The sequence below is a fragment of the Variovorax sp. RA8 genome (assembly GCF_901827175.1).
In the GTDB taxonomy this organism is placed as follows: Bacteria; Pseudomonadota; Gammaproteobacteria; order Burkholderiales; family Burkholderiaceae_C; genus Variovorax.
On sequence record NZ_LR594663.1, the window covers coordinates 19,253 to 39,001 of the forward strand.

Here is a 19,749-nt window from a genome sequence, read left to right on the forward strand (position 1 = left end):
CCAGGAGTCACAAGTCATGCCCGCTACGCATTATCACGACATCCTGTTTCGCCAGGCACGCAGTCACAACGGTTGGAGCGAACAGTCCATTTCGGACCACAAGCTTCGCGAGCTTTACGAACTCATGAAGTGGGGTCCGACCTCGGTCAACTGCTCTCCGGCGCGTATCGTGTTCGTCCGGACGCCGGAGGCCAAGGCCCGACTGAAGGACGCATTGAGTCCAGGCAACGTGGACAAGGCGATGAGCGCACCGGTGATCGCCATCATTGGCTACGACACTCGCTTTTACGAACAACTGCCTCGGCTCTTTCCTCACAACCCGGCGGTCAAGAGCTGGTTCGAAGGCGAGGCAAAGGACGGCTTTGCGCAGACAACCGCGTTGCGCAACAGCAGCCTGCAAGGCGGGTACCTGATCGCGGCGGCACGCGCCCTCGGCTTGGATTGCGGACCGATGTCCGGATTCGACAACGCGAAGGTCGACGCGGCCTTCTTCGCTGGAAGCACGGTCAGGTCGAACTTCATCTGCGCCCTGGGCCACGGCGATCCGGTCAAGCTTCACGCACGCGGACCGCGGCTTTCGTTCGAGGAAGCCTGTACGTTGTCCTGATGCACGTCCAAGAAAGAAGGTGTTCCCGTGAAACGCTTCGTGCACACGGTCTTGTCTCAGCGCGTCGTTTTCGGGGCGGGGACATTTGCGGAGCTCGGCGACGAGCTCACGCGCTTCGATGGCCAGCGCGCCCTGGTGCTGAGCACGCCGGATCAGCGATTGCTGGCGCAAGCCACCGCCGCCAAGCTCGGTGCGAAAGCAGTCGGCGTCTTCGACCGAGCCGCGATGCATGTTCCCATCGAGACTGTTGACGCCGCCAGGTCGTTTGCAAGATCTCTAGGGGCCGACTGCGTGGTGGCCGTTGGAGGCGGTTCGACCATCGGGCTGGCGAAGGCCCTGGCCTTGGAGCCCGGGCTGCGTGTGGTTGCAGTCCCCACGACCTATGCAGGTTCGGAAATGACGCCGATCTACGGCATCACGGAATCCGGGGCGAAGCGGACGGGCCGCGATCCCCGCGTGCTGCCGTCTACCGTCATCTATGACCCGGACCTTACCCGTTCCCTGCCGGCGGCGACCAGCGTCATGAGCGGCATCAACGCGGTCGCCCACGCCGCGGAGGCGTTGTACGCGGTCGACCGGAGCCCGATCACGGACCTCCTAGCGCAAGAAGGGATTGCAGCGCTCGCCCGAGCCGTTCCGGTACTGGCACGGTCAATGGCTGACGTCTCTGCGGTCCAGGAGCAAGCGCGAGTAGACGCGCTCTATGGTGCCTGGTTGTGCGGCTCGGTACTGGGCAGCGTCAGCCTAGCCTTGCACCACAAGCTCTGCCATATCCTGGGCGGTAGCTTCGACCTGCCACATGCGCACACTCATGCGATAGTGCTGCCCCACGCGCTGGCGTACAACGCCGCTGCGGCGCCAGATGCCATGAGGAAGATTCGACGCGCTTTGGGCGGGGAAAGCGCTGCGCAAGGGGCCTACGACCTTGCCGCCGGCGCAGGCCTTTCCATGGCCATGCGCGATATCGGTTTCAAGGCCGAGGACCTCGATAGTGCCTGCCGCCTCGCTCTCGAGCATCCGTACCCAAATCCCAGAGCGCTCGAGCCCCGCGCGATCCGTCAACTGCTGCAGGACGCCTTCGATGGCGTCCGGCCCGTTCGCTGAGATCATTTCAAGGAGACAACCATGCGCAACATCACCCGAGAGAACATCACCCAGGCTGTGCTGCAAAGCCTGTCCGACACACCAGACCCCAGGCTGAGGCGGGTCTTCCGTAGCTTGGTGCTGCATCTGCACGCCTTCGCGCGCGATGTCGAGCTCACGGAAACGGAATGGTTTGCCGGTATCCAGTTCCTCACGGCGACGGGCCAGAAATGCGACGACAAGCGACAGGAGTTCATCCTGCTCAGCGACGTGCTGGGGCTCTCGATGCTCACAGTTGCGATGAACAACGACAAACCCGCTGGCTGCACGGAGTCGACCGTGTTCGGCCCTTTCTACGTTGAAGGCGCGCCGCAATGCGAGCATGGCGAAGACATTGCCCGCGGGGCAGTCGGCGAGCCCTGCGAAGTCACTGCGTCCGTTCGCGGCCTTGATGGGACGCCGGTCGCGAACGCGGTCGTCGATGTCTGGCAAGCCGATGCCGAAGGTCGGTACGACGTCCAGCGCCCGGAGCTGGATCATGCCCAAGGACGGGGGCAGTTTCGTACGGATGCGGAAGGACGGCTGCATTTTCGAACTGTTCTCGCCGAGGCATACCCGATTCCGGTCGATGGCCCGGTGGGAAGATTCCTGGGCGCCGCCAATCGCCACCCCTGGAGACCTGCACATCTGCACTTCATGATTCAAGCGCCGGGTTACGAAACCCTGATCACCCATGTATTCAGGGACGGCGATGCTTACCTGGACTCCGACGCGGTGTTCGGGGTACGGCAGTCGCTGGTCGCGCCGTGGACCCGCCGGCTGGAAGGCGGCCATGCGCTCCACTACGATTTCGTGCTCGGTGCGCGGCCGGCTTGAGGGCGTCCAAATGCGCAATGCATCAAGTGCCCCGCGCGTGATAGACGTCGACGCAAGTATCGATGCTTCCCCCGTTGGCCGCCACCTGCTGCTCATTGGGGTGCTCTGTTCGCTGGTGGCGCTGCTCGACGGCTTCGACACTCTCGCCATCACCTACGCGGCGCCCCAGATTGCGCAGGCGTGGAAGCTGCCGAAGGAGGCGTTCGGGCCGATCTTCGCCGCCCACTATGCGGGGGCAGCATTGGGCGCCGGGCTGTTCGGACTGCTGGCCGATCGGATCGGGCGACGCCCTGCAATCCTCGCGGCGACCGCGACCTTCGGTCTGTTCGCGCTGGCAACGCCGCTCAGCGAAGGCGTCGTCGCCTTGCTGATCGTGCGCGGCCTGACCGGCCTAGGCCTCGGCGGCGCGCTGTCGAACGTGATCGCCCTGGTGTCGGAATATGCACCGGCCCGCGTACGCGCCACGATGGTCAGCGTCATGTACGCGGCCTTTCCGCTGGGCGGTGTCATCGGCGGACCGCTGTCCGCCCACGTACTGGCCCAGCACGGGTGGCAGGCGGTGTTCGTCATCGGCGGCTTGGCGCCCCTTGCATTGCTGGCAGCGCTATGGTTCCTGCTACCGGAATCGGTGCGCTTCCTCGCTGCCCGGCAAGCGCCTGCCGACCTCATTGCAGCACAGCTGCGGCGCGTAGATCGAAGTCGCGACTTCGGCAACCATGATCGCTATGTACTGGCGGCCGCCGCCCCGCAGAGCCACGGCGCGTTGCGGCAGATCCTTTCCGGCGATCACTTGCGCAGTAGCCTCATGCTGGGAGCCGCCTCGTTCGTGACCCAGATGGTCATCGTGTACATCATCACCTGGATGCCCACGCTGCTGCTGGCCAGCGGCCTGGACCTGAGTCAGGCGATCTGGACCTCGGCCACGTTCTCGCTGGGCGGCATCGTGGGCTCCCTGCTGCTCGCACGAATCATCGACCGCGTCGACGCGCCTTGGCCACTCACCACAGCTTTTGCCGCCTCCGGCTTCGCGATCGCGGCCGTCGGTCTTGGCCCTTCGGAAAGGATCGTGCTCCTCGCGGCTGTCGCCCAAGCCGGGGGACTGATCGTCGGCGCCCAGGTCAACCTGAGCGCCTACTGTGCGACCGTCTACCCGACCGAAATCCGATCGACCGGCCTTGGCTGGATCATTGGCCTCGGACGAATCGGCGCGATCTGCGGCGCGCTGCTGGGCACCGCTTTCGTCGCCTTAGACCTGACCTTGCCCTGGCAGTACGGCATCAGCGGCCTGGCGGCGCTTTGCACCGCACTGCTGGTCCACATGGCGAGGCGCAAGCGCGGCAGGGCCGTCGCAATATCAGTGTCCGCCGACGCCCGCTAGCTCGGCAAGCTTCTGATGTTCTGATGTTGCGCAACTGCGCGTCGAGAGCTCGAACTCATCGACCTCATCTGCTGCCCTCGGCGCGAACCAACATCTCACGGCCGGCCGCATTTAGGAGGATAAAGCGAACTTCGCCCAGAATGCTGATGGCCAGTGTGCCGTCCGAATCAGTCCCGCAGGCCGTCCTTGCCCTACTCTGACACCATCCCGGCGACGAGGTGCTTCACCATCAAGCGCGTGTCCGTCCATTCCATGCTCCGCGACATGCAGGGGAAGACGATCATGCCGTGGACTGCCGCCATCAGGATGTTGGCCGCGAGGTGCGATGGCATCGGCGGACGCGCGAGTGTCTGGGAGTACTCGTCCACAGTCCGGTAGTACAGCTGCAGGCTGTCCTGCGCGGCGGGCGATTGGCCGAAGGGCACACCGCTGCTGCTCACCGCCAACGAACGCCGCACGCTCGGCGCAGGAAAGATCACGAGGAACTCCTCCATATACTCCAGCCAGTAGTCAGCGGTGCCGGTGAAGAGCTTGAGGACACGCCTCGCCGGGCTGCGCACCCGTGCAAGCAGCTGGCGCAACTGCTCCGTGGCGGCATGCATGTCGTGCCCCCATGTGGCCTGCGCCCCAATGGCTCCGGCGAGCGGATGGGAGACGAGAAGCCGGATTCAGCAGTCGAGCTGGACCACCTATGCGCCAGAGCGAAGAAGCGGCGGGCGCACGATATGCCGTCCCGCCCAGCATGTCAGCTATGCGGCGAAGTCCGCGGCGCAGCTGCGGTCCCTTCGGATGGACCTATCGCCGACTTCCGAAGGGTGCCTGGCCGCGCCAGTGCCGCACGAGCAGCCAACCCCCAGCCAACCCGCCCAGATGTGCGAAGTGCGCGACGCCGGCGAAGCTGCCGGTGACGCCGAACAGCAGTTCCAGCGTACAGTGCGACGAACAGCGGCGCAGGCATCGGGATCGGCGGGATCAGCGGCATGATCTTGCGTGTGGGAACACCATTGCGAAGGCAACCAGGATGCCGAAGAGACCGCCCGAGGCGCCGACGGTCGGATACACGCTGCCGCTCATGGTGGCCACCCCAAGTTTCGCCACTGCCGCGCCGAGTACGCTCACGACATAGAGCATCAAGAGGCGCTTCGGTCCCCAGACACGCTCGAGGTCCGCGCCGAACATCCACAGGCCGAACATGTTGAACGCGAGGTGCGAAATGCTGCCGTGCAGGGAGGCGTAGGTCACCGCCTGCAACGGCCAGAAGGCACCCGAGCCTATCGGCCACAACGCCAGTGTGCCGGTGAGGCCCTCCGACAGGCTCTGAGCCAGGAATGCAATGACGCTGGTGAGGATCAGCGCCAGGACGGCGGGAGGCAAGGAAGACATCCGGTCGACTCTTTTCAGCGAAAAGAGCGATTCGACCAGAAATTGAGGGCCCGTCGCGCCAAACCGTGGGAGCCATGGATTGTCTCGCAAGGCTCAGAAAGGTGCCCGGTGCAGAGATGGGGAGTGCGACCCACCTCTGCGTATCGGTCCGGCAAAGTCATCTGAAACCGGGGCTGAGGGCAGAAAAGATCGCGTGTACCCAACTTAGTGGACGGGTGGACATGATGACACGACGGAAAACGGCGGCGCTACAGCGCGGCCTTGAGGCTCAGATAATGGCGGCGTGCAACGACTCTGGCGCGCGCTGGACAGGGTATCGATGGCGTATGGCATCGAAACCAATCTAGTGAACAGGCCCGAAACCAACTCGCGACGGGAGATGGTCACGCCCGCCGAGGAGCCTTACCCTCGTACTAGACTTGTTCATCATGTCGTCCGCCTCTACCGAATTGTTCTCGAACGTGCGTCCCAGGCTGATGGCTATTGGCTATCGCATGCTTTCGTCCGTACAGGAGGCGGAGGATTTGGTGCAAGACGCATGGTTGCGCTGGCATGAGAAGACGAAGTCGTCCCAAGTCCATGTCTTGAATGCCGAAGCTTGGCTCGTGACCGTGACTACGCGGATGGCGATTGACCGTCTTCGGGCGGCCAAGCTACGAAGAGCCACGTATGAGGGCGCTTGGTTCCCCGAGCCGCTTTTGGAGCAGGCGCCGACCACGCCTGAACAGGCATGTGAGACCGCCGACGATGTGTCTATCGCCTTCCTGATACTTCTGGACTGCCTGTCGCCGGAAGCGCGGGCCGCCTTTTTGCTGCGTGAGGTGTTCGACGCTGAGTACGAGCAAATAGCCGAGGCCATTGGACGAAGCGAAGCTTCCGCCCGGCAGATTGTCCATAGAGCCAAGCGACGGCTTGAGAACGCACGCGGATCGGCGGACACGAAAGCCTTGCCAATGCCCGCACCGGCTCAGCTGGAACTGTTGCGACGCCTCGTTCAAGCCATCTCGAGCGGTAACCTTGAAGGCATAAAGATGCTGCTCGCAGCGGAAGCGGAGATGCTGGGCGACTTTGGCGACGTCAGGCCAAGCTTCACGGGGCCTTTGTTTGGAGCTCAACGCATCGCTCAGCTTTACTACGCCACGCATCTCCGCCACGGTGACGCCATGCGACTTGAGCTGGCCATGCTAAATGGCGAATGGGCGCTCCTGCGCTACCTCGATGGTGCGCTTGACTCCGTACAGACTTTCGAGTTCACCGATGTTCAGGTCGCTCGGGTTCGCATCCAGCGGAATCCGGTGAAGTTGGCACCGTTGAAGCAAAGGCTACTCGTTTCCTGAGCTTGGGGTCAAACGCGCCGCCACCAGGTACCTGAGGCCTGGGGCGGTCTTTTTCCAGCGGCTGTCACAACGCAATCATGTCAAACGTCTTGGGATCAGGTTGCTCCTGCAGCCCCCTAGTCTCAACTTGAAGAAAGCGTTACATGACCCGCGCAGTTTGGTTTCAAGCATCTCCGGAAGGCGCCAAGGCCATCGGTGGCCTGCATCACTTCATCACCTCTGGCACGTCGTTGCCAAGCCAGCTTATCCATCTGGTGTTCCTGCGAGTCTCGCAGATCAATGGCTGTGCCCACTGCATCGACATCCATACCCGTGACCTGATGACTGGCGGAATGTCGGTTGAAAAAGTGGTTCTCGTCCCGGTGTGGCACGAAGCGGAGTACCTGTTCTCGGAGCAAGAGCGAGCGGCCCTCGCCTGGTCCGAGGAGGTCACCCTCGTCAGCGAAACACATGCTTCCGATGAAGCCTACGAGGCGGCGTTGGCAGTGTTCGGCGAGAAGGACTTGGTCAACCTGACCCTCACCATCGCAGCGATGAACGCCATCAACCGCATGGGCATCAGCTTCCGCATGAAGCCGCGGGCGAAAGCTTAACGGCTGCGGAGCTCAGCTCCGTTGGCTGAGCTTGGGGGTTCCATCCAGCGATGCGGCATCAACTTTCCGATCTGGCTGGCCGGCTGCGTCGGCAGCCGCTCAGGAAGCGCGCGGGCATCAAACCTCGTGCAGATGCGCCGGCTACGACGTGACGCTGGAGCCATCGGTGTGGCAATAGCTCCTCGATCTGCGCGGCAGACTGCGTTGGCAGCCTGGTCAGTACGTCCTTGAGATAGGCGTACGGGTCGAGCCCGTTCAGCTTGGCCGAGTGCAGCAAGCTCATTACGGCCGCGGCGCGCTGGCCGGCGCGAAGCGAGCCCGCGAACAGCCAGTTCGATCTGCCAATGGCAATCGGCCGGATTTGGTTCTCCACGCGGTTGTTGTCCGCCGGCAGATCGCCGTCATCGATGTACCGCGTCAGCGCCTGCCAGCGCTTCAAGCTGTAGTCGATGGCCTTGGCCGTCGCCGATCCGTTGGGCACGAGTCGGCGCTGCTGGACCAGCCATTGATGCAGGGCTTGGGCGACTGGGTTGGCTTTCTCCCGGCGTATTCGCAGTCGATCATCGGGCTGGAGGTCCTGAACTTCGCGCTCGACGTCGTACAGCGTCTTGAAGAACTTCAGCGCCTGCTCGCCGATCTGGCTGCCGTGGTTGGCCCACAGCTCATGGAACTTGCGTCGCGAGTGGGCCAGGCAGCCGGCCTCGGTCACGCCCAACTCGAAGGAGGCCTTGTAGCCGGAGAAGTCGTCGCAGACGAGCTTGCCGCGCCAGCCTTGATGCCCCGCTGCGTCCAGCGCCAGGAAGTCCCGCACGTACTGGCCGCCACGCCCCTCGGCGAAGTCAAACACGACCGCCCTGAAGTCGTCGTAGCTCGTGGTGCAGTAGGTCCAGACATAGGCCTTGTGGGTCTTTTTGTTGCCCGGCTTCCCATTGTTCCAACGCAGAACGTGCAATGGCGACGCTGGGCGAGTCCAGCATCGTGACCATGGAAGTCGAAACATCCTGCCTGACGGGGCGGAAGTCCTCCGAGACCTCGAGTCCAGGCTCTGCATTCCACCTTGAATGAACAAAGAACGAAGGTGCGCTCGCAGTTCCAAGGCATTGCTCGATTTCCTCGTCGTCCGCTTCCAAGATTGCTACAGGCGCCATGATGGCACCGAGAGTTTGGAAAAGCGACCGGACGGCAAGCGTGTGACCGCACAGTGCCGTGGCAACGAAGCGTTGCACGTGCCTGAGCGTCTTCCAGCGCGCAGGCTCCTCAGCTATTCCCACTACATGCCTGAGCGTCAGGTTCGAAGCCTGGATGAAGGCCTCGGCAACTGCGTCGACCTCGTTGCCTGACACTCCCGCGTTGGGAAGGACAACCACCAGGCTCGCGGCGCAGGACGGATAGTCCGCCAAGAGGCGTGGCAACTGCCGCGGTGCGTCACACAGTTCGAAGCAGGCGTGCGTGTCGGTGGCGAAGCGGAGGTGCCCCACGAGTGCTGGAAGAACCAAACGAGAGCGCAGCGCGTCATCCAGCAGTACGACCGCAATCAGGTGATGCACTTCCTCGCCATCGGCGACGTATCCGCCGGTAGTTAGCAAGACGTCCGCGCGGCGCTCCCACCTGCGCGCCGGCGCCCCGTATAGGGGTTCAAGGGTACGCGACATGTTCCGCGAGGAGGCTCGGCTGGGCGAATTCGAATGGCGCGCCCAAGTAGCAGACTTCAGAGAGGCATCCTTCGCCGGCAAACGCAAAGCAAACTCCGAGCTTGGGCGGAAGTCGGTGCTTACGTTTAGCCCATCGTTCGCCCTCGACTGTCGGTTTGTGGTCCTGCCAAAAGCTCTCCCTCATATCTTCCCGGCTGTCCTCGCTCAGGAAAACTCCCAGAACCATCTTGGCATGCGGCGAAACGATGATTCTTTTTGGAATCGATGTGTGGCGTTCGACTGGGATGTGGAACCTCTTGCCTTCGACCATTTGGTTACCGATTGCCTTCAAAAGGACGAAAGGCCCGCAGTACAGACTGCTTCCAAGTCCGTGCGATTCCGGCGGGGTCGTCAGGATGAGCACTACCTCGCTGAACGGCCTTGTCGACATCTCCCGGAAGTTCATCCTCTGGGCCCAGCCGCTCAGCCAGCATTGCGCCGAGGGCGCCAGCGGCCTTGGGCTGAAGGCGTGTTGAAAGCAGAACCCATTCGGCCTTGTTCGCAAACTCAGGGTCCACCAACGATGCAGTCGCGACAAGCTGCGGAGCAACCCAACTGTCAGCTTGAATTGCCCGCCACAAGTACCAGAGCATCTTGGGCGTCGTGTGCCCGCACAGGAGCGCCACACATGCCACCAAGTGAGGCCTCCATCCACTGGCGTCGAGTACCAAGCAGATGTCTCGCTCAACTTCCTCACGGGGATACTCGTTCATCAGGACTCGGAGCTTGTCGGCCTCTGCGGCGGCTCCTGGCGGCATCCATAGGAACTCCAAATACCCGACCTTCAGCTCCAAGCCTTCATGCTCGTCGGCTTCAGCAAAGAACAATGTGGACGCGGCCGCTTTCTCTGCGCGGTCCGATTCATCAAAGGACATGTGGCATAACTTTTCTTGTTGGAATCGTGCTTGCGAAGGTCAAGCAACCTCAAGGCTAGGGAGAGCTCGAACGCGCAGCGCCCGAGCGGCTACCGGCAAGAAGAGCCACTGCTCGGTAACCGGCCGTCCGGTCGCGCGGAGTAGCGCATCCGCGTACGAGGCGAGCTGAGGCCCGTGCTCGCGCACGAGCTCCTCATCGTGAGCAGCACCGCGCGGGTTGGACTTGTGGTCGATGAGGACCCATCCGGCTGGTGTGTCAACGAGGAAGTCGATGCGCCCACGCAGCCGCGTGCCGTCCTCACGGTCGACCTCGATGGGCACCTCCACGTGAACTGGGCAATCGGGCCAGCGCTTGGCAATCCAGGCGAGGAAGGATTCGACCTGAGCTACCACCGCGCCCTTGTCGACGGCGTGCGCAACATCCCAGCGCGTCAAGAGCCGTTCGACGTCCTCAACTGAGATGCTTCCGGCCACGCCAGAGCGCGCGATGCAGTGGTGCAAGACCGTTCCAAGAAGAGCCATGTCGACGCTCTTCGAGATGGCAACGCGCGTGCCCACGGTCCCGACCTCGCTGACCTCGAAGACGGTCGCCTCGGCGCCTTCGCCGGTGCTGGGCCGGTGCCACAGCGGACGGCTGGCAAGCGGTGCGGCAGGGCTGAACCAACTGCGGTCAGCTGCAGCAGCCGCCGCCGGCTCCGCGGCGCACTCACCGGCGGACCAAAACCTGGTCTCGCGCTGGACATGACGACCGTCCAGCACCATCACGCCGCTTTCACCAAAAAGTAGTTCTGAGGCGCCGACCTCGTCCACCCAGGTGCGGTCGGGCCGGGTCTTCATGGCTGAAACCAGGACGAGCGCGTCTCGAGCGCGCGTCATGCTCACATAGAGGAGGCGCTTGTTTTCCTCCAGGCCCGCTCTGGCCATCGCCAGGCCGATTTGGGAGTTCTCGGCGTTGAGCGCCGCTTGCGGGGCCTTGCGTTTGCCGAAAGTTCTCGGCCAGCAGTGGATGAAGCGGTCGCGCAAGGGCTCCTGCGGGTCGAGCTTCTCGGCATTGGTGCGCGCACGGACATCCCAGACCGCGGTGCGCGCGCCGGCGCCCATCCCGGTCAGGATGGCAACCGGCCACTCGAGGCCTTTCGCACCGTGGTGCGTGAGCACGGCAACTGCGTCATCGGCCGCAGCGGCACGGGCGTCCTCGCAGCCGGCCGCCTGCGCTGAGAGCCACCGCAGCAGCCCGCCCACCGATGCCGGCTGCTTTGAAGAGACGCACTCGCTCTCGTAGGTCGTGGCCATCGCCAGCAGCGCTTCCACGTTGTCGATACGAACGCGCGCTTCCTGCGGCGTGCGCGACCAAGCGCTGGCCAACATGGCCACGTGGGATTCCGCCTTGGCCAGCGAAAGCACGCGCCGGGTTGCCCGAGGACATTCGGCCCTGCACGTCTGCAATTGGTGCGTAAAGGAGACGCTGGCGAACCGAGCCATCGCCTGTGCCGAGAATCCGCGCTGCGGGCGCGAGACCGATCCAGCCATCGCTGCCTTTGGTGAAGGCAAGGCCGCCGTGGTCGTCGGTGGTGGCCCGGCCGGCATGACGGCATCGCTGTTGCTGGCGCAGGCTGGGTATGCTGTCGATCTATACGAGCAGCGCGCCGCCCTTGGTGGGAACCTGATCGCGTCCGCCACTCCGCCCGGCAAGGAAAAGCTGTTCTGGTATCACAAGTTCCTCCTTCGCCGTTTCGCGCTGTCGCGCGTGCGTGTCTGGCTGAACACCCGGGCTGACGCGGAGATCATCATGCAGCGGCAGCCGCACGTCGTGATCCTAGCCACCGGCGCCCGCCTTGCGCCCATCGCCCTGCAGCATAACGGCAGCCTGCTGGTCGACGCGGCGTACCGGGTGCTCCTGGGGGATGTTCGACTGCCGCGCGGAACGATCGAGCGGCCACTCGTGATCTACGGCGGCGGAGAGACCGGCGCCGAGGTGGCCGAATTCCTCGCTGCGCAAGGTCACCAGGTCCTGCTCGTGACCCGTTCGGGCCGGGACGGCATTGCCCGCAATTCGGACCGCTCATACAGAAAGCACCTCCTGGCTCGCTTGCATCGGAACGAGGCTGTCCGCATCCTTGACAACACGCAGGTGATTAGCGCCGCCGATACCGGTGTCGTGCTGCGCGCTGCGTCGGGAGAATCGCTGGCGCAGCCCGCATCGGCGCTGCTCCTGGCGCACGGCTTGCGACCCGATCGGACGCTTGCTGACGCCCTGGCCTCTGTCTTCCAGCAGACCGGGGCAGAGGCACCCATGCACGTCATGTCGATCGGGGATGCCAACGAGGTCGCTCGCATTGGAGAGGCAGTGCGCGACGCTTATCAGGCCGTCCATGCCCTGCGAGGACTCGCGCTCGGAGCCGAGCCATTGGCGTGTTGACAGGCAAGGGTCTGGCGTGAAGTCTCCACCCCCACCGCGCAACACGAAGTGGATCAAGTTAAGTTCATGCTGATGTGGTCGCCCGTCGATGCGACACACTGAAGACTGCCATTGGCAGAACGAGTGTTGCAGATGGAGTACTGGACACGAACCTACTACACCGACCGCCAGAAGGCCTGGATGTAGGAGCGATGGAAGGAAGGCTGGACCTTCCATCAGATTAATGTTCAATCGTGCGCACACGTCGGTTCAAGAAACTTCTCGCGTCGCGTGCGCTTCTTCTTCATCGCGTACTCGGCGCTGGCAAAACTGCGTTGGTTCAGACATGGAGCGCGTCGTGCGGTGGTCTCGTCTGATTGCCGTGATCGAGCCGCTGTACCCAACGAGCGGACGCGTCGGCCGACAGCCGATCGGTGTTCCCCGGATGCTGCGCATGTACTGTTTGCAGCAGTGGTACGGCCTGGCCGACGAGGCGCTGGAAGATGCGCTGTACGACAGCCAGGCGCTGCGCGACTTCGTGGGCATTGACTTGTCGCGCGAGGCGGTGCCCGACGCCACTACGCTGCTGAAGTTCAGGCGACTGCTGCTGGACAACGACCTCACCAAGGCCCTGTTCGAGGAGATCAACGCTCATCTTGCCGAGCAGGGCCTTCTGATGCGCGCGGGCACCATCGTGGACGCGACCATCATCGCAGCGCCTAGCTCGACCAAGAACGCGGGCAACACGCGCGATCCCGAGATGCACCAGACCAAGAAGGGAAACGCTTGGCACTTTGGCATGAAGGCCCATGTGGGCGTGGATGCCGAATCGGGTCTGGTGCACGCGGTGGTGGGCACGGCTGCCAACGTCAACGACGTGACGCAAGCCGGTGCGCTGCTGCACGGCCAGGAGTCGGAGGCCTTCGGCGATGCCGGCTACCGGGGCGTGGACAAGCGCGCAGAAGCGCAAGGCCCGCAGTGGCACGTGGCGATGCAGCCTGGCAAGCGTCGGCAGCTGGATCTGACGCGCAAGTGGGCGCGCCTGCTGGACAAGGCCGAGCAGCTGAAGGCGAGCGTGCGGGCCAAGGTCGAGCATTCATCTACCACGGGTGGAAGTTCGCGGCCGACAGCACGGTGCTGGGTACGCCCAACGTGGCAGACGTCGATTTCAAGCCCGACTCAAGGGGCGCACGTTTCCGATTCGTGAAGCCGGAGGCATCCTCTGGGTCTACCTGGGCGCAGGCGCGGAACCCGACTTTTCGCACTGGCCGTGGATGGATCTTCCGCAGTCGCAACTCGTGGCGGCGCACGTGCAGGAGTGCAACTTCGTTCAGATCATCGAGGGGCTGGTCGATTCATCGCACCTGGGCTTCCTTCACATCGACACCTTGCGCAAATCGGATAGCAGCGATCTCGCCTATGCGCAGAACGTGAATTCCATGCAGCACGCCCTCGCCCCGAAGATCGGAGTCGAGGACACCGCGTTCGGCTTCTACTACGCTGCGCTGCGGGATATCCGGAAGGAAGGCGAGTCGCGGCTCCAGGCGCGAGTTGCCGGTTTCATTGCCCCGTTCACCGTGCTCAACCCAAACGGCGACTTGCACCAGCTCGTCATCCCGATGACCGACACGCGCTCCATGTTCATCCATGTGTATTCAGCCAGTCGCAGGCGCTCAACGAGGAGCCGCTACGCAGTGAGCACCTGCGGATGGTGGGCATGGACCGCGAGACATTGCAGCGATTTCACCTGACGCCCGAAACGCTGGGAGAAGGCGATTGCCCCCGACGCAGCAACTACTTCCTCCAGGACCGCAAGGCGATGCGTGACGGCAGGAGCTGGAGCGGCATCTCGAGCCTGACGATGGAAGACACGATCGTCAGCATCTCCTCGGGCGGGATCAGGAACCGGTCGCGGGAAACGCTTTCGACAGCCGACGTCGCCATCTCGCGACTGTACCGGGCCATGTTCCGCGCCGTGGTACGGAGGAGATCGCAGCGGTCGATTCGGGGTGCGCGCGCGGCTTCAATGTCGAGCTGAAGCCGGGTGAGAAACTGGCGGGCTTTGTTGTCGTGACAAGGTAGATGGAAATCTGATAGCGGATAGCCGAAATCTGTAGTTTCCAGATACCTCATTCTTGTCTAGCATGGGAGTCATGAACGAAGACCAGCAAGTTCCCTCCGACCATGACCTACCGCTGTCGGGCGTGCGGGTCGTCGACCTTTCGCGCCTGGTTTCCGGGAACATTCTCACGCACGTCCTGGCGGACCTCGGTGCCGACGTCCTGAAGGTGGAGCCCCCCGGCCGGGGCGACGAGCTGCGCGCGTGGCGCCGCAAGGGCGTCAGCACCTATTGGCTCGCGTACAGCCGCAACAAACAGAGCGTGACGCTGGACCTGCGATCGGAAGACGGGTTCGCCGAACTGCGCGGGCTCCTTGCGGAAGCCGATGTCCTGGTCGAGAACTTCCGGCCCGGTACCCTGGAGCGCATGAGCCTCACGCGCGAAGCGCTGCAGGAAATCAATCCCCGCCTGGTGGTCGCGCGCATCTCGGGCTGGGGGCAGACGGGCTGCTTCTCGAACAAAGGCGGCTTCGGCACGTTGATCGAGGCCATGAGCGGCTTCGCATCCATGAATGGATATGCCGACCGGCCGCCGGTCGTCCCAGCCTTCGCCATGGCCGACTCGGTTGCAGGGATCTACGGGGCGGCTGTGGTGCTCGCATCGCTTCACAAACAGCGCGCGAGTGACAAGGTCGAGGTGCAGGAGATCGACCTGTCGTTGTTCGAGCCGCTCTTCTCCATCCTCGGGCCGCAGGCGGCCGAATACCAGCTGACCGGCGAGGTGGTGCCGCGTTGTGGAAGCCGCTCTCCGACGCACGCGCCTCGCAACGTGTACAGGACCAAGGACAACCGCTGGGTGGCCTTGTCCGCCGCGATGGAGGGACCGCTCAAGCGCCTGTTCAAGGCGATCGGCTTCGAGGCCGGCACGGAGGATCCCCGGTTTGCCAGCCACGAGGCGCGCCTGGCCAACATCGACGCGCTCGACGGCCTGATCCAGGACCATCTTGCCGAGCTCACGTTGGAAGACGCATTGGAGTTCTTCGCCGAGCACGACATCACCGCCGGACCGGTCTGTGACATCAAGGACTTGCTCGAGCACCCGTACATCGTGGAGCGCGGCTTGCTGGTGAACACCGCTTCTCCGGAAGGCAAGGACCTGTTGATCCACGCGCCCCCTTACAAGATCAACGGCAAGCGTCCTCCGATCCGCTGCGCCGCACCGGAGATGGGGCAGGACAATGCCCGCTGGCTCTCCTCGCACAGGAGCAATGCATGATGAAATCGCCGAACTGGAGATCCTTCCTCTTCGTTCCCGCAGACAACGATCGCCTGTTCGCCAGTGCCCTTGGCCGCCCCGCGGACGTTGTCATCCTCGACCTGGAAGACGGCGTGCATCCTGAGCACAAGGCGGATGCGCGCTCTCAGCTCGCAAGCCGCATTCCGGATCTGAAGAAGGTCTCCAAAGGTGCCGCGGTGCGCATCAATCCAGACCTGAACACCGCTGTGACCGACCTGCGTACGGCGGTGCAGCCCGGCCTGGACTTGGTGCTGCTGCCCAAGGTCGAACATCCACGCGACGTGCAGTTGCTATCCGCGCTGGTGGGCGACCTGGAGGACGCGGCGGGAATGGCGCGCGGCACGGTTCGCTTCCTGTTGCAGGTCGAAAGCTGCGCGGCGCTGCCGCGCCTCTACGAAATCGCGGCGGCCGACCCCCGCACCATGGGCATGATGCTCGGAAGCGAAGACTTCTCACTCGATTGCGGCGCCCGCCCGACGCCGGAACTCCTCTTCGGGCCGAGCATGATGCTCCTGCACGCAGCCAGGGCGGCGCGCATCCAGCCAATCGGGTTCATCGCGCCAATCGCCGAGCTGGGCAGCATCGAACAGTTTGCAAAAACCCTGGAGCAAGCGCGATCGCTCGGCTTTCGCGGCGCGGTGGTGGTTCACCCCAAATTCCTCGACGCCGTCAACGCCTGCTACCGCCCCGCCGAAGCACAGCTGGAAGAAGCGCGCCGCATCGTGGCCGGCTTCGAAGCCGCGTTCGCCGCCGGTGCTGGCGCGGTCAAGGTCGGTGACCAAATGGTGGACAAACCCATCTACCGTCGAGCGCTCGACCTGCTGCAAGACGCCGCGGCGTAACCTTTGCTGGGCGCCCTAACTGAAACTCACTGATGGAGCTGAGACAACTCAGGTATTTCGTCGGGGTGTGCGACGCGGGAAGCCTGTTGAAGGCCTCCAGGTCCTTGCACGTAGGGCAGCCGGCGCTCAGCCAGCACATGATCAGCCTCGAAGCCGAGCTCGAGACCTTGTTGTTCGTTCGCACCAGCCGCGGCATGACGCTGACCGAAAGCGGTCGGAGGTTTCTCGATCACGCACGCGTGGTCCTCGCGGATGTTGAGCGTGCAAGGCATTCGGCCCGCCATAAACAAAGCGAGATCGCCGGGGAAGTCAAACTGGGCCTGCCCAACACAGTAGGCCTCGTCGCCACCTTGGCCATCCTCCAGGCGATCAAGGAGCGCCACCCCGGGGTGCTGCCGCAGATCGTCGAAAGCCACAGTGGTTTTCTGCAGGAATGGCTCCACAGCGGCCGCCTGGACCTCAGCGTGCTGTTCGAGGTGGAGCCGTCGGCCTGGCTGTTGCAACGCCCCGTGCTGACCGAGAAGCTATGCTTGATCGGGCCCCGGGCCGAAGGTGCAACGTTGCCACCGAGCGTGCCCATGCGCAAGCTCGATGCCTATCCGCTGCTGTTACCGGGACGCGGTCACGGCCTGCGCAGGGTCGTGGAGCAGGCGTGCGGCGAGCACGGCGTTCAGTTGAATGTCGTAGCGGAAGTCGATTCCCTTCCGAACATCAAGAAGGCCGTGAAGGCAGGCATGGGCTACACCGTCCTGTCGCCGGGCGCCGTCACGGACGAAGTTGCCGAGGGCACGCTCAGCAGCGCCACGATCCGGTCTCCCGCGCTCAGCCGCACCATCGTCTGCGCCACGTCCCTGGTGCGGCCCCAGACACCAGCCGCCGCCGCGGTGTCCTCCCTGGTCGTCGAGCAGTTGAGGGCCTTGGTCCGGGCAGGCCGATGGCGCGCCAGCCTGTCGCCAGAATAACGATCGCCGTGCAGCGCCGGATCAGGAGACAACAAAGTGAGTTCCACCACCCACGTGACGATGCGCCAGCTGCGCGCGTTCGCCGAAACCTACCGGTCGCTCAACCTGACCCATGCGGCGCAGGCACTGCACCTGTCACAGCCGGCTGTCAGTTCATTGATCAAGCAGTTCGAGGACTCACTGGGTGTGCGTCTGTTCGACCGAGGACCGCGAGCCTTGCGGCCGACGAAGCTCGCGGACGAGGCGATCCGGGATGTCGAGGAAATCCTTTCCAGGGTCCTCGCCCTCGAGGCCAGGATGCGCCACCGGGCGGAGGAGGGAGCCCGGTCGCTTTCCTTCACGTGCGTGCCTGCATTGACGACGACCGTCGTGCCGGAGGTGCTTGCGCAGTTCAAGCTCGACATGCCGGAGGTCGAGGTCGTCATGATCGACCAGGCCTTGCCTTCGCTGATCGACCCGGTCGTGAACGGAGAGTGCGAATTCAACATCAGCCCCTTCCCGTACGATACCGCCCCCGTCGAGAGCATGTCCCTCGTCGTCGACCATGTCAGCGCCATCTTCGGTCCGAATTCCAGACTCGAGAAACTGGCATCTGTCTCGTGGTCCGACCTTGCGGGCGAGCGGATCATCAGCATCTCCAAGAACCGCACGCTGCAGGCGGTGCTGAAGGAGAGGTTGTCCGTGGGCGACGTGGAGTTCAAGCCGGCACAGGACATCTTCTTCATCCAGACTGCGCTTGCGCTCGCCGCCAATGGCATGGGCGTGGTGCTGGGCCCGGCGTTCCTTGCACGGCTGTCGCCGCACTACGGTGCGCTCTACACGCGCACGATCGAGGATCCGGTCGTCGATCAGGGGCTGCTCGTGCACCACAGGCCCGGCCACGAGCTGTCCAAACCGGCCCGGCACTTCCTGGAGCTGTTGAGACGCAGGCTTTCGCCCTAGAGAGCCCAGCAGCGCCAAGCCCAAGAAAACCTGATTGCAGCATTGAAAACATCGTCTTTTCATTGCAGCGGGCCACTCCTAGACTTCGGCCACCCCACAACTAGGAAGCTCGATGCTCTCGAAGGAAGACAACCAACGACTGTGCCAGGTCGGCTTTGAAACGCCGATGGGCGTCATGTTGCGCCGCCACTGGGTCCCCTTCTTCGAGTCCGACAAACTGTTGGCGGGTGCCGACCCGCAGGCCGTTCAGCTTCTCGACGAGACGTTCGTCGCCTGGCGCGACGATTCTGGTCGAGCCGGCTTGTTCGACCAGGCCTGCCTGCACCGGGGCGCGTCCATGCAGCTCGCACGTGCCGAAGGTGACGGCCTTCGCTGCATCTATCACGGCTGGAAGTTCGGCGTGGACGGCAGCGTGCTGGACATGCCCAATGTCAACGATCCGCAGGTGAAGGCCCGAGCGCGCGGCCGGACCTATCCGGTGCGCGAAGCTGGCGGCATCGTCTGGGCCTACCTCGGCCCGGTCGAGCTGGAGCCGACGTTCCCGCTGTGGCCCTGGCTGTCCCTGCCGGTCGGCAAGCGGCTGGTGGTGCCGCACGTGCAGGAATGCAATTTCGTGCAGATCCTGGAAGGCCTGGTGGACTCGTCGCACCTCGGCCTGCTGCACAGCAATTCGCTCACGCAGGCCAACAACACGGAGTTGACGTTCGCGAGCAAGGTGAAGTCGATGCAGCACAACCTGGCGCCGCGCATCGAGGCCACGACCACGGACTTCGGCTTCTACTACGCCGCGCTTCGCGACATGATCGAAGGCGACGGTGCGATCCGCACCGAGGCGCGCGTGACCGCATTCATCACGCCCTTCACGGTCATGAACCCGAACGGAGACGTGATGGTGATCATCGTGCCCCTGTCGGCCACCCGCAGCCTCTTCTGGCACATCTTCTGGAGCGAAACCGAGGACATCAACATGGAGCCGCTGCGCAGCAAGCAGCTCGAGTTCCTTGGCCTGACGGACCACACGCTGGAGCATTTCGGGATCACCGCGGAGACGATCGACCGTCCCGGCAACCCTGGACCCGCCAACAACTTCCGGCAGGACCGCGCCGCAATGCGCGCGGGTAAGAGCTGGAGCGGCATGCCGGGCCTCGTGGAAGAAGACATCGCGGTCACGGTGTCGGCTGGCCCGATCCGCGACCGCTCGCGGGAACTGCTGGTGGCGGCCGACGTGGCCGTCAACCGGCTCTACCGCACGCTGCTCGGCGCCGTCGACGGAGTGCGTCCCGAGCCCGTGGCGGACATTCCCTGGTGCGTGATCGGCGGCATGCAGGCCGACGTCCGCCCCGGGGACGACTGGCGTGCCCTGGTTCCCGGCCTGCAGCTCGCAAGCGCAAAAGCGAAGCAAGAGCAGGCCGCCTGAGCGCCTGTT

Annotated in this window: 18 protein-coding genes and 3 pseudogenes; 15 read left to right on the forward strand and 6 right to left on the reverse strand. The window is 63.8% G+C overall.

Translation table 11 applies throughout. The features are described from left to right. Window positions 1-16: 16 nt before the first annotated feature. From E5P3_RS31035 to E5P3_RS31050, 4 genes are all read left to right on the forward strand, one after another. Window positions 17-607 carry a malonic semialdehyde reductase gene (locus tag E5P3_RS31035; protein ID WP_162589968.1) on the forward strand — a complete coding sequence of 197 codons (591 nt, stop codon included), beginning with the start codon at window positions 17-19 and terminating at the stop codon, window positions 605-607. A gap of 27 nt (window positions 608-634) precedes the next feature. Next, entirely contained in the window at window positions 635-1,711 is a 1,077-nt protein-coding gene (locus E5P3_RS31040) for a maleylacetate reductase (protein ID WP_162589969.1), read from the forward strand. Window positions 1,712-1,732: 21 nt separating this feature from the next. After that, entirely contained in the window at window positions 1,733-2,566 is an 834-nt protein-coding gene (locus tag E5P3_RS31045; RefSeq protein ID WP_162589970.1) for an intradiol ring-cleavage dioxygenase, read from the forward strand. Between the two features lie 115 nt (window positions 2,567-2,681). Next, the gene (locus E5P3_RS31050; protein ID WP_162589971.1) at window positions 2,682-3,944 is read left to right on the forward strand and encodes an MFS transporter; all 1,263 of its coding nucleotides are present in this window, start codon (window positions 2,682-2,684) and stop codon (window positions 3,942-3,944) included. Window positions 3,945-4,135: 191 nt separating this feature from the next. Here E5P3_RS31050 and E5P3_RS31055 read toward each other — a convergent pair whose 3' ends face one another. Further along, the gene (locus E5P3_RS31055; RefSeq protein ID WP_162589972.1) at window positions 4,136-4,546 is read right to left on the reverse strand and encodes a hypothetical protein; all 411 of its coding nucleotides are present in this window, start codon (window positions 4,544-4,546) and stop codon (window positions 4,136-4,138) included. A gap of 193 nt (window positions 4,547-4,739) precedes the next feature. Continuing rightward, window positions 4,740-5,327 (reverse strand): annotated as a pseudogene (locus tag E5P3_RS31060) (rhomboid family intramembrane serine protease). 428 nt (window positions 5,328-5,755) lie between these two features. Here E5P3_RS31060 and E5P3_RS31065 point away from each other — a divergent pair. After that, complete coding sequence (locus E5P3_RS31065) at window positions 5,756-6,664, forward strand: sigma-70 family RNA polymerase sigma factor (protein ID WP_162590264.1); 909 nt, start codon at window positions 5,756-5,758, stop codon at window positions 6,662-6,664. A gap of 143 nt (window positions 6,665-6,807) precedes the next feature. Beyond that, on the forward strand, window positions 6,808-7,257 hold the full coding sequence (locus E5P3_RS31070; RefSeq protein WP_162589973.1) for a carboxymuconolactone decarboxylase family protein: 450 nt from the start codon (window positions 6,808-6,810) through the stop codon (window positions 7,255-7,257). A 160-nt stretch (window positions 7,258-7,417) separates the two neighbouring features. On the opposite strand, the pseudogene tnpC reads toward E5P3_RS31070, so the two are convergent. The 4 genes and pseudogenes from tnpC to E5P3_RS31090 all read right to left on the reverse strand — a co-directional run. After that, a pseudogene (gene tnpC, locus E5P3_RS31075) lies at window positions 7,418-8,179 on the reverse strand (IS66 family transposase); the annotation flags it as partial. Then, window positions 8,097-8,804, reverse strand: coding sequence for a hypothetical protein (locus tag E5P3_RS31080; RefSeq protein WP_232073544.1), 708 nt, complete (start codon window positions 8,802-8,804; stop codon window positions 8,097-8,099). The gene E5P3_RS31080 and the pseudogene tnpC, both read right to left, overlap by 83 nt. A 419-nt stretch (window positions 8,805-9,223) precedes the next feature. Continuing rightward, a complete protein-coding gene (locus tag E5P3_RS31085) occupies window positions 9,224-9,823 on the reverse strand; it encodes a hypothetical protein (protein ID WP_162589975.1) in 600 nt (199 codons plus the stop codon). 39 nt (window positions 9,824-9,862) lie between these two features. Further along, window positions 9,863-11,191, reverse strand: a complete 1,329-nt coding sequence (locus E5P3_RS31090) for a 3'-5' exonuclease (protein ID WP_232073599.1) — start codon at window positions 11,189-11,191, stop codon at window positions 9,863-9,865. A gap of 19 nt (window positions 11,192-11,210) precedes the next feature. Here E5P3_RS31090 and E5P3_RS31095 point away from each other — a divergent pair, with 19 nt between their 5' ends. From E5P3_RS31095 to E5P3_RS31135, 9 genes and pseudogenes are all read left to right on the forward strand, one after another. Then, complete coding sequence (locus E5P3_RS31095) at window positions 11,211-12,242, forward strand: FAD-dependent oxidoreductase (RefSeq protein ID WP_162589977.1); 1,032 nt, start codon at window positions 11,211-11,213, stop codon at window positions 12,240-12,242. Window positions 12,243-12,374: 132 nt separating this feature from the next. Then, a pseudogene (locus E5P3_RS31100) lies at window positions 12,375-13,317 on the forward strand (IS5 family transposase); the annotation flags it as partial. Between the two features lie 13 nt (window positions 13,318-13,330). Continuing rightward, window positions 13,331-13,972 (forward strand): hypothetical protein, encoded by a 642-nt coding sequence (locus E5P3_RS36220; RefSeq protein WP_269474013.1) that lies wholly within the window; start codon window positions 13,331-13,333, stop codon window positions 13,970-13,972. Continuing rightward, window positions 13,939-14,259 (forward strand): hypothetical protein, encoded by a 321-nt coding sequence (locus E5P3_RS36225; RefSeq protein ID WP_162589979.1) that lies wholly within the window; start codon window positions 13,939-13,941, stop codon window positions 14,257-14,259. The genes E5P3_RS36220 and E5P3_RS36225 overlap by 34 nt, the downstream gene beginning before the upstream one ends. 115 nt (window positions 14,260-14,374) lie before the next feature. Beyond that, on the forward strand, window positions 14,375-15,556 hold the full coding sequence (locus tag E5P3_RS31115; protein WP_162589980.1) for a CaiB/BaiF CoA transferase family protein: 1,182 nt from the start codon (window positions 14,375-14,377) through the stop codon (window positions 15,554-15,556). Continuing rightward, a complete protein-coding gene (locus E5P3_RS31120; protein WP_232073545.1) occupies window positions 15,553-16,419 on the forward strand; it encodes an HpcH/HpaI aldolase/citrate lyase family protein in 867 nt (288 codons plus the stop codon). The genes E5P3_RS31115 and E5P3_RS31120 overlap by 4 nt, the downstream gene beginning before the upstream one ends. Before the next feature lie 32 nt (window positions 16,420-16,451). After that, a complete protein-coding gene (locus E5P3_RS31125; RefSeq protein ID WP_162589981.1) occupies window positions 16,452-17,381 on the forward strand; it encodes a LysR substrate-binding domain-containing protein in 930 nt (309 codons plus the stop codon). A gap of 36 nt (window positions 17,382-17,417) precedes the next feature. Next, window positions 17,418-18,323, forward strand: coding sequence for a LysR family transcriptional regulator (locus tag E5P3_RS31130; RefSeq protein WP_162589982.1), 906 nt, complete (start codon window positions 17,418-17,420; stop codon window positions 18,321-18,323). 112 nt (window positions 18,324-18,435) lie between these two features. Beyond that, window positions 18,436-19,740, forward strand: a complete 1,305-nt coding sequence (locus E5P3_RS31135; RefSeq protein WP_162589983.1) for a Rieske 2Fe-2S domain-containing protein — start codon at window positions 18,436-18,438, stop codon at window positions 19,738-19,740. Window positions 19,741-19,749: the final 9 nt, after the last annotated feature.